Annotated in this window: 12 protein-coding genes; 9 read left to right on the top strand and 3 right to left on the bottom strand. The window is 49.5% G+C overall.

The window, feature by feature from the left end:
- The 9 genes from AXF19_RS05145 to AXF19_RS05105 all read left to right on the top strand — a co-directional run.
- Positions 1 to 886 (top strand): methyl-accepting chemotaxis protein (locus AXF19_RS05145; RefSeq protein ID WP_237141699.1); only part of this gene is annotated, 886 nt, incomplete at its 5' end.
- An 82-nt stretch (positions 887 to 968) separates the two neighbouring features.
- Positions 969 to 1,460, top strand: a complete 492-nt coding sequence (locus AXF19_RS05140) for a transcriptional regulator (RefSeq protein WP_066845966.1) — start codon at positions 969 to 971, stop codon at positions 1,458 to 1,460.
- A 197-nt stretch (positions 1,461 to 1,657) separates the two neighbouring features.
- Entirely contained in the window at positions 1,658 to 2,419 is a 762-nt protein-coding gene (locus AXF19_RS05135; RefSeq protein ID WP_066845964.1) for a ParA family protein, read from the top strand.
- Positions 2,419 to 3,468, top strand: coding sequence for a ParB/RepB/Spo0J family partition protein (locus AXF19_RS05130; RefSeq protein WP_066845961.1), 1,050 nt, complete (start codon positions 2,419 to 2,421; stop codon positions 3,466 to 3,468). Before AXF19_RS05135 ends, AXF19_RS05130 begins: the two co-directional genes overlap by 1 nt.
- Before the next feature lie 39 nt (positions 3,469 to 3,507).
- A complete protein-coding gene (locus AXF19_RS05125; protein WP_066845959.1) occupies positions 3,508 to 3,771 on the top strand; it encodes a hypothetical protein in 264 nt (87 codons plus the stop codon).
- A gap of 27 nt (positions 3,772 to 3,798) precedes the next feature.
- Entirely contained in the window at positions 3,799 to 4,272 is a 474-nt protein-coding gene (locus tag AXF19_RS05120) for a DUF4406 domain-containing protein (protein ID WP_066845956.1), read from the top strand.
- Positions 4,273 to 4,282: 10 nt separating this feature from the next.
- Positions 4,283 to 5,440 (top strand): helix-turn-helix domain-containing protein, encoded by a 1,158-nt coding sequence (locus AXF19_RS05115; protein WP_066845954.1) that lies wholly within the window; start codon positions 4,283 to 4,285, stop codon positions 5,438 to 5,440.
- 15 nt (positions 5,441 to 5,455) lie between these two features.
- On the top strand, positions 5,456 to 5,752 hold the full coding sequence (locus AXF19_RS05110) for a hypothetical protein (RefSeq protein ID WP_066845952.1): 297 nt from the start codon (positions 5,456 to 5,458) through the stop codon (positions 5,750 to 5,752).
- Positions 5,749 to 6,894 (top strand): ArdC family protein, encoded by a 1,146-nt coding sequence (locus tag AXF19_RS05105; protein ID WP_066845949.1) that lies wholly within the window; start codon positions 5,749 to 5,751, stop codon positions 6,892 to 6,894. The genes AXF19_RS05110 and AXF19_RS05105 overlap by 4 nt, the downstream gene beginning before the upstream one ends.
- A 67-nt stretch (positions 6,895 to 6,961) precedes the next feature.
- Here AXF19_RS05105 and AXF19_RS05100 read toward each other — a convergent pair whose 3' ends face one another.
- Genes AXF19_RS05100 through AXF19_RS05090 form a run of 3 tightly spaced genes read right to left on the bottom strand, consistent with a single transcriptional unit; the run spans position 6,962 to position 10,102 of the window.
- On the bottom strand, positions 6,962 to 7,717 hold the full coding sequence (locus tag AXF19_RS05100) for a nucleotidyl transferase AbiEii/AbiGii toxin family protein (RefSeq protein ID WP_066845947.1): 756 nt from the start codon (positions 7,715 to 7,717) through the stop codon (positions 6,962 to 6,964).
- Positions 7,704 to 8,018 (bottom strand): hypothetical protein, encoded by a 315-nt coding sequence (locus tag AXF19_RS05095; RefSeq protein WP_066845945.1) that lies wholly within the window; start codon positions 8,016 to 8,018, stop codon positions 7,704 to 7,706. The genes AXF19_RS05100 and AXF19_RS05095 overlap by 14 nt, the downstream gene beginning before the upstream one ends.
- 47 nt (positions 8,019 to 8,065) lie before the next feature.
- Positions 8,066 to 10,102 (bottom strand): MobA/MobL family protein, encoded by a 2,037-nt coding sequence (locus AXF19_RS05090; protein WP_066845943.1) that lies wholly within the window; start codon positions 10,100 to 10,102, stop codon positions 8,066 to 8,068.
- Positions 10,103 to 10,279 lie beyond the last annotated feature (177 nt).

Below are 10,279 nucleotides of genomic sequence, written 5' to 3'. Positions count from 1 at the left end.
TGCAAGCAGCGACCTCTCGAACTTCGTCCAGTCACAGATGCAGGTCTCCGAGAGCATCGCGCACACGATCACGGATGTTGCATCCGACGCCGTGCACAACAACAGCAGCATCAGCGAGATCTCGAATGCCATCGAGCAGGTCAGCGCGCGCACCGAGGAGATGAGCGCGAGCGGTGTTCATGCGAACCAGACCGCATGCGACGCGGTGGACGACGCGAACCGGGGTATGAAGTACATTCACGAGCTCGTCCAGCAGAATGATACCGTCAGCAACGCCATGACCGAGATTGCACATGTCTCTGAGAAGCTCGTCACGAGCTCCGATGCCATCAAGAACGTCGTCACCACCATCCGTGAAATCGCGGGTCAGACGAACCTCCTCGCCCTCAACGCCGCCATCGAGGCTGCGCGTGCAGGTGAGGCGGGACGCGGCTTTGCCGTCGTTGCCGAGGAGGTCAGAAAACTCGCCGAGCAGAGCTCTGCCGCCACGAACGAGATCGAGCAGACCATCACCCATATGATCGAGAGCATCCAGGTCGCCGCAGGCGCAATCGAGAGTGCCGAGGAGAAGGTTGCGGCGAGCAAAGAAGTCACCGTGGAGACGGAGAAGAGCTTTGACTCCATCCGGAAACGTCTCGAGGATGTCCGCACGAACATCGAGCAGATCAGTCAGGCAGTCGACCACACGGCGAACGATATGCAGGATGTCGTCGGCAACGCGCAGAACATCAGCGCCGTCGCAGAGAAGACGGGCGCGAATGCCGAGACCGTCGCCGCCGCCTCCGAGGAGCAGAGCGCGAGCCTACACGACGTGAGCGACAGCGCCGAGTCCCTCGCACAGACGGCAAGCAAGCTCAACGATATTACGTCGAAGTTTAAGCTGTAATAGTGGCTCTATAATAAATGTTGTGGAGATACAAATTGTATCTTCGCAGCATTTATTTTTTTGCCTGAAAAGAGGTGAGAATATGATAAAGCCCACGGAGTTTGTCAACTATGTTGATAGACTCCCTGATGATTGTGTGGAGAGCATGACGGATGGAGAGGTACATTTTCATCTGCCGCATCCGGGGCATATCACCTGCCCTTTTTGCAGCTCAACCCATATCGGCGTACATCAATACCGTCCACAGGTGTTGCGTGGAATCCCGGGGGCGACTAAGAGATACGTTTACAATCGGCGACGCTATCGTTGCCACGATTGCGGGAAGACGTTTGTAGAGGAGAGTCCTTTTCTTGCTTCTTTCCAACGTCGTATTGGAAACCGTCTGCGGCAGATTCGGGCACGAAAGAAACTGTCACAGCGAGAGGTCATAGAATCGATCGGCATTCCATTTCATCTGTATGTCAAATATGAGGATGATGTCGAGCCGGAGATTCCGTCAACATTGGTTGCTATGAAAATAGCTGAATGCCTCGGCACAGATGTGCTTGATATATGGGGAGATCAGCTAAAGTGAAAAATCATAGGATTTTTTGGTGTTGTTTCTCTGATATGCTAGAGGAACACAGAGCAGAATCCCGTTCAGCCCCAAAAGAAAAATGCTGCCAGCGGACACTGACAGCATTTTGATGAAAGTCTGCACGAAACAGATCATCGCTCATTTGAGTATAGCAGACTTTCGCAATAGGAACAATAGCGAAAGGACTGATTTTTATGAAAACCATATCCCTCATCAACAAAAAGGGCGGCGTAGGAAAGACGACGATTACGGTCAATCTTGCCTATGCTCTTGCGGAGAGCTGCGATCTGCGCGTCTTGGTTGTCGATAACGACGATCAAGGCAACGCGACGCAGTTTTTTGACGTGCATCCGGAGCGGACGATTGCAGATGTCTTGACCGGCGCACTGCCGATCCGTGCTGCAATCGCATCGACCAGGTATCCGACAATCGATCTTCTCCCGAGTGATGAGCGGTTGCTTGACGCCAATGTGACGGTTATCAAGGACGAGAACATCGTGCAGCAATCCATTCTTGGAAATGCGCTGCGCAGCATCGATGACGAATATGATATTTGTCTGATCGATAATCCCCCGACGATCAACGCGTCTGTTATCAACGCATTGACGGCCAGCGATGACGTAATCATCGTGACAACACCCGATCTGTACGGTATTCGCGGTGTCGAACAGATGATTACGTACATTGAAGCAATCAAAGCAGACTACAATCCTGCGCTGCATTTTCGTGGATGTCTTCTCAATAAGTTTTCCCCCACGCCGCACGGCTTTCGTGTTCTTGCAAAAATGCGCAAGGATATTCCGTTGTTTACAACACGCATCCGCTATACGAAGGATAAGCCGGAAGCATCGGCAGAGGAACACAGGAGTATCTATGAATATTCGCCGACATGTGGCTTTGCACTTGACCTTGTACGATTTCTGAAGGAACTCCTTGAGATGGAGGGGGAAGTCTGATGAAAAAGCAGAATCCGGGGCTTATTGCAAAGCTCCTCAATAAGAACTCACAGCCGATCGGGCAGGGTGTTCATAATGGACACCCTGTCGAAGAAATCATTCTGCGAGACGTGCATGATCTTGTACCGAATCCGAAAAATGCGTTCTACAGTACAGATAACATCGAGGAACTTGCTGCAATGATCGATCTTACGCAGCGGATCGAGCCGCTGATTGTGAAGCCGCATCCGGATGAAGAAGGAAAGTTCATGATTCTCAGCGGGCATCGACGTCGCCTTGCACAGCTCTATCGCCTTGAGCATGGCACGACGAATGATCCGCGTGTGCCGACGATCGTTCGGGAAGTTGTGAACCCGCTGGAAGGTGTCATTACGTTACACGAGATGGAAATACTGAACATTGTGTTTCCAAACAAGGGATCACGGCGCAATCTTTCCCCCACGGAAGAAGCGGCAGAGATTTTATACATCAAGCCGATCATTCGGAAAATTTACGACCAACAGAAAGCGTCAGGGGAGGTCACAGGGAAATTCCGGACATTTTTTGCAAGTGTCTTGGGCATATCCGAAACGACGCTGCAGCGCAAAGAATCTATTGGTAAGTTATCCGATGCGGCAAAAGAGGCCGTCGAGGATGGACGTATGACAGCGACCGCCGCTGCCGAATTGTCAAGCCTGTCTGCAGATGCACAGGATGACGCTCTTGCCGTAATCGATGAGGAAGGGATGCGCCCGACCGTTCAGGCGATTAAGGATCAGAAACGACCGCAGGAGCAGCCTGTTGAAACAATTCTTGAAGAAGTGGAAGGACAGGAGCGGTTGCCGATCGCAGAGAAACAGGACAAGGATTCCGTCGAGGATTCCACCGAAACCGTCCCGCCTCCGCTTAATTCTACGATTTCGAGTAGCGACCACATGACGAATGAGGAAGCGTCTGAAATCCTTGTAAAACTGAAAATTGAACTTGGGAAAAAGGATCGCCACAGAGAAGTTATTGCACTCACAATGGCACAAAACGCCCTGTGCTCACTGGATGATTGGATGATTTGAGGGATTATACTTGCATTCCAGATTAAAGGAGGAACACTAATGAAAACAGAGGACATTTTACTGATTATTGCAGTTACCGGGTTATCTATGGGCGTTTATCGAGCAGATGATGAGAAAGAAGCCCTAATCTACGCTGCGGGAATCATTACCATATTTCTGGGGCTGTTGATTCAAATTTATCACAAAAGCATGGAGGTAGGCGATTATCGTCTATTGGCACAGGTGATAATTATTACTTTTTGGGCTATTGTCATACCATTTATAAGCCCTTATGTATTCACGTTCATACATTCTTTACACTGAAACACTTATAGGGAAGGTGAGTGAGCTATGAATCTTGAAGGGAAAATCGTCTTTATCGCCGGTGCAATCACCGGCGTTACGGACTATAAAGAGCAATTCACGAGCGCAGAGAAGAATTTGCAGGAGCAAGGTGCTACAGTTATCAATCCGGCTGTGCTTCCCTCCGGGCTGAAATGGGCGGATTATCTTCGTATTACAAAAGAAATGCTGCAATGTGCAGACGTTGTTTATGTGCTGCCTTGCTGGGCGAACAGCAAAGGCGTACTAGAGGAACTGGAAGTCGCTCGAAAACTGGATAAGGAAATCATCTACGCCCCGACGGATGAGGTCGACTATGCTCCGCTTCCATGGGAGCCATATGTCATGTCCCCGTTCCGCGCAATTCAAGCGCTCGGCGATATGAAAGAGCAATTTGAAGCGTGGGATGATGTGGCTGCGCTGGATATGGCGTGCAGGGCGATACAGTATTGCTGGAAAAATCAACCGAAGCAACGGATTTAGGAGGTCAGCGATGGAACAATCACAAGCCCCCGAAGAACATATTCGTCAATATCCCAAAAGCATACTTGATCGCGGCTATGGGATGGTCGGAAAATACGTCATGCAGGATCGAGAGCTGCATGTGATCGCAAAGGCGATTTACTCCTATGTGTGCACGTTTGGGAACGGTGCATTTCCCGGCAGGGATAAAATCTGCTACGACTTGCAGATCAACAAGAACACCTATGCGAAATATATGAAGCAGCTCGTGGACTATGGATATATTACGGTGATCCAATCACGCAGCGGCAATCAGAAATTTTCCCGGAACACATACGAGATCAATCTGGATCCGCAGCGTGTTTTGGAATTGCGTGCAGAAAAAGTTGAGCAGCCGGAAGAAAGTGCTCCGGACAGATCGATTGAAGAAACCATGTCCCACGAGATAGGACACGGCGAGAAAACAGCAGAATCCTCGCATCCTACCTCATGGGACACCGTGAAAGCAGACACTAATAATACCAGTGTTAATACTACCAATGGTGTTGTTGTTCTTAATCATTATGATAATAAAACAACAACATCAACAACAACAAGCAACTCAAGCAAAGTTGAAGAAGGTGGTGCTTCTATTCATCCTAGGGAAGAAGAACCTTCAGAGAGAGAAACGACACGTCAAAGGGTCCTGGATGTGATCAGAGAAGAAATGGGGGCCGCTCCGGAAGAATCCATAGTGTCCTTTCCAGGAAGACAAAATTCTTCTGCGAGGCTTTTCGATGGCGAGTGCAGTGTGGCAGAGGGCGAAGTAATCACCGTTCTCGGCGAATTTGGCATTGCAGAGAATACCGCACGGGGGTTTCTCCGGGAATACGGCTACATGACCATTTGGGACAAGTGCCGTTACCTGCGGCGGCTCGTGGTCGAAGGCAAGGTGAAGAATCCGGGCGGGTGGCTGCGCCGTGCGCTTGAACAGGACTATGTGGACGGGAAAGGCGTTGCGGAAGAACTCGCCGCAAAAGAGAAGCGGCGACGACAAGAAGCGGTTGCCGCGCAAAAGGCGCGGATTGAGGCTATGGTCGCAGCAGAGGAAGGGCTGGACGAACCCGTTACCATTCCAGGATGCGAGGGCTTACACGGGACAGACCTTGTTCAAGCGTGGAAGCAGCGTGTCAAAGGGACTGGGACGTAGAGAGGAGGGATGCTGATGCGTTTGGAGCTGATCGAAGACGGTAGAAGTGTATTTTCCGCTGAGAGCTGTGCGGCGCATGAGAACGGTTACGTCTGGTATAACAACGGTGCTGTGTTCTCCATGCGTGCCAATGCAGATGCTGTGCGGGCAGAACTGGTTACGACAGGAGGAATGGAGATGTTAAAGGACAAGGACGCACAGGCGCAGGACGTTATCGAGAAATACGGTATTGTGCCCGAGGAAGATGTTTTGCTTCCGGAAGAGGAGAGCGAACTGCAAGCTAAGGATGACGAGGAGGCGACGGAAAAATGAGCATGGATAAGATCATGGAGGATCGCAAGGAGGTCGTCGAAAAGATTGCTGCCGACATCGAGGCCGGAAAGCCGCTGTTTTGGGAATCCGGTCTTACCGTGAGTGGACGCCCATGTAACATCATGCAGCGCAGCGGTCGTCCAAGCTACTATCGTGGTGGCAACAATCTTCGCCTTTCCTTCGTTGCGATGCAGCACGGATATACAGATCCCCGCTGGGGTACGTTCAAGCAGGTGCAGGAGATGGGCGGACGGATCAAGAAGGGCGAGAAAGGCACTCATATCGAGTATTATCAGTTTGAACGTGAGGTTTGGGAGAATAACCCCAAAACGGGGAAAAAAGAACCTGTGTATGAGGTCGATGCTGACGGTCGTATGGCCGTCAAAAAGGAACGACTGCCGCAGCCGATCATCAAGTCCTATGTGGTATTCAATGCAGAGCAAATGGAGGGGATTCCCCCTTTGCAGAAAGCTCCGAGAGAACCAGAGGTGTTGAATGAGAAGATGGAGCGCATGATCGTAAACAGCGAAGCGAAAATCCACTTCGATCAGGCGGGGCAAAACTTCTATCAGCCCATGACAGATGAGATTCATGTGACACCGAAAGAGGGCTTCAAGACTACAGACGCTTTTTATGCGACGGTAGCCCACGAGATCGCGCACAGCACAGGGCATGAATCCCGTCTGGATCGCTCTACTTTGACAGCGGGGGGCGCGTTCGGCAGCAAGTCTTACGCACGGGAAGAATTGCGTGCAGAACTTGCGTCGCTGTTCATTCATCAGGAATACGGGATAAATTTCAACGAGGATCACCGGAACAATCACGCGGCATACCTCAAATCATGGGCATCTGTGCTGCGTGACGATCCGAATGAACTCTTCCGTGCGGCGCGTGACGCAGAACGCGCTGCGGACTATATGAAAGAGCACATGATTGAAAAGGAGCGTGAGATCAGCAAGGATCGCGGTGCGTCGATCGTCGCGGAATGGAAAGAGCGACACTTTGCACCGAAGAAGACGCCTGAGAAAGAGCCTGAACCGGCAAAGACGCCGATTGAGAAGAAAGCGACCATTCCCCGCAAGCGCAAGGTTTCACTTACGCCTAAAAAAGAGCAGGGAAAAGCACGCAGCATGGGGCGATAATAAGTGCCCTCCCGTACACAACAAAAGGTGTCCGTTGTGGACACCTTTTGTTGTGTGTAGAAGATTATCAACGATCACGCTGCTGATCCTTGCTCGTATTCTTTTTTCGCATTACGGGACGCCGTTTTGGCTTCAGTAAAATGGACTGTTCACATTTTTGCTCTACTTCTTGAATAAATTTTTCGCAAATAGAAAATTCTTTTCCAATAAATTTTTCTCCGTCAGGCAGCAATGATCCCGAATATGTTGCGCTATACGGTTCAATATTGGGATTTAATTGATCCTTTTTGAATTTGCTTACGAACTGGTTGATTTTATCAGGATACCTTGCCATTGCCGTTATAAGATCCTCTCTCCGATTACTTTCATACAATACGGAAAGATCGAATATATCTCTGGGGTACGCACGATCCCCCCGAAAATAAATTTTTTTACATACGATTTCTACCGGATCGTCAACAGCTATTCTGTGACCAAATATTGTTTGTGTCTTTGCAGGAAAATCTGTAATTTGTGTAGATGATATGAAGTCAATTTTTCCCTCGTCAAAGGACAGCGTAATACAGTGTCCGTCCTCATTATAAGACAGTGCCCGTTCGCTGCGTTCATTAAAGCGCGGAGATAACGCTCCCATGTATTGAGGATCATTGATAAATATATCAATATCTTTACTCTTACGATGATTGAATACATAGGATAAGACCGTTCCTCCGCCTAATGAATAAGTGGAAGAGGGCAGCTTGGCTTCCTCAATAATAGATGCCGCATATTCGAGTAGTTGCGTGGATAAAACATAGTCTGGTCTGTCTTTAGAACTCACCATGATTCAACGCTCTCCTGAAATCATAGGTTTCTCCTTGTTCCGGAAGGAGTTGGAAAATATCAACAATCTGCTCTTTAGATATATCCTGTTCACGCATAAAGTCTTTAATCAGAGATATATAACATTCGTCAAAAAATCCCAATAAATACCCCAAATGTTTGGTTTTATCATAAGGGATTTCTTTTTTGAATATCCTTGCCAAAGTTTGATAGGTCATTATTTCACCATGCCTAATATTCATAAGGCCCTGACAAGCCCGAGATGCACGATTTACGTATGGCCTTGATAAAACCTGCAACATATGACCCCCTCCTTTTTATTTATTATACTACGTTATTTTGTGTAAGGCTACCTGCCCCAATTCTGGTACATTTTTTCTTCTTGTGCTATCGCCTTATCGCGTGTCTGATCCTCCTGCCAGTGTACCGTGATTTTCCCCTGTTGTTCATGCTCTCTAAGGAAGCGGTCTGTTAGAGCTGAAATCTTTCCACGGATCATTCTTACGCGACGGCTGATTGCCTGTCTGACGCGAGGCGAGCGTGCCCCTCTTTTCCCGTTTGTGGTGCGCTGTATATCACGTCGATTTTTTGTGCGGTAGAGGCGGACGTGTTCTACGTTTCCGTCCGTATCGCGTGCTTCGGCGGCAGAGATGATCCGCCCCTTCTCACGATCAAAGAGCAACTGATATTTCGGGACAGAGCCGCGCCGTATATCATCGTTCATGCGGACGGCTTCAATCGTAGTGATTTTGTTGCCGTCATCCGGCAGCTGTCCTAAGAAGGCATAGGTTTTTCCGTCAAACGTATTAGACCTCAAACTGCCGATCGGCGTCTCTCCGTCTATTTTTGAATATCGATTGAGTGTGCGCGGCATCTTGTCCGCGAACAGGATCATCGCACGATCCGCTTTTTCTAGACGGCTGCGAATCGCCGCATAGCGTTCCGCTTCTTTGCGTGCTGCCACATGTTTTTTATACGCTGCGGCGATGGCTGCATCTGTCGGCTGTGTACTCTGATTCTGCTGGACGATGGCATCGACCTTTTCCCGGAAAGCATCCGTCTTCATTTCCGTTTTGAGCGCGGCCAGTTTCTTTCCTAACGTCGTTCTTTCATCGCTCAAACGCTTTACTTCACGCAGCGCATCAAAAAGGGCAGGAGACTTTTCTTTTTTCTGTACGAGGGCATCTGCATGTGCGCGAGCCGTTTGTAGCTTCTTTGCCGTTGCGGCGTAGGCTTTCTTTGTTTTACCATATTCACCGCCAAATACACGATCAACAGCAGAGACGTATTGAATCTTTTTGTCAGTGGACTTCTTCATCCGTTTATACTGTGCAAGTTCACGCGCTGCAAGTTTCCGATATACAGATTCCTTTTTCGCGCAATACGAATAGACATCCTCCACTGTTACCGTGTATGGATCATCTTGGATTTCTGCAATCTCGTGGTCGTCCTGTGCGTTTTCGCGCTCGGCGCGAATACGCAGGCGTTCCTGCTGTATTTCGCGTGCGATTTTGCGCAGTGCAAAATCGTTGGCGAATACAGCGATATTCACCTCTTCTAGCGAGCGTTCGTCAGTGGCATCGGCGGGGACTTCTGAATCATCAGCCGTGCGGTATGCCTCCTCAATCGCGAACTGAATTTTTTTCATCATGGCAGGGTTCTTGTAAATGTTTCCAAGGTGCGGTGCCGGTGTCCGATCGAGCAGCACCGCTTCCTCTAGTTTCCCCTGCTCAATCAGATCATGACGCTGTGCATTCAGCGTTCGATGATCGATTCGACAGGACAGCCCTTTTTCTTTGAATTTATCGTTGACAAGCTGCGCCCACTTTTCACGCAGTTCAAGTGTCGCCTCCTTCCGTGCCCAATACGTCTCTGTGCGGTAGCCCTGTGTCGGTTCACCCGCTTCGTTCTCTGCGTAGTTTTTGAAAAACTTGTCTTCTGAGAGCGAGCGATCCGCCTCTAACACTTTTTCGCTGAACATCAAATGACAGTGAATGTTGCGATGCCGGCTGTCGAATGCTGCCGGTTTGTCATGAATCGCGTATGAATATACGTGGTTCTTTTTTATTCCCGTCTCCTCTATGAATCGCTCGATCAGGGCTTTGTTTTCCTCAAGGGTCAGCTCTTCCTGCAAGCCGAGGCGGAACTCCCGATATGCACGACCGTTCTTGCGTCGGTGGGTTTCGGCTTGCTCCCAAAAATCAGAGGCGTTTTCTGCCCACTCCGGCAGATTGCCGGAAGCGAGAAAAACAAGGTCTTCCCGTCTTGACCGGCTTTTCTCGAATTTTCCTTCACGGGCAATGTACTTAAAATGCAATTTTGTATTGAGTTTTGAGCCGTCGCGGCGTGTACCGTGCGGCGTATTCTCGAAATAGAAAATTGACATTTTGACTCCTTTGCCGCAGCAAGTGTTTTATCGCCGCTTGCGGCGATCTGCACATCCATGCGCGCATGGATGTGCCTCATCATGCTTCAAGGAGCATGATGAGATGCGGCGACGCCGCATTGCGCCGGAGGCGCACCGGTCCAGCCGGAGGCTGGCGCATGGAAATCTCAAAGAGAT

Source organism: Selenomonas sp. oral taxon 126, from assembly GCF_001683335.1.
Lineage (GTDB): Bacteria > Bacillota > Negativicutes > Selenomonadales > Selenomonadaceae > Centipeda.
This window is presented reverse-complemented; position numbering and strand designations above follow the sequence as displayed.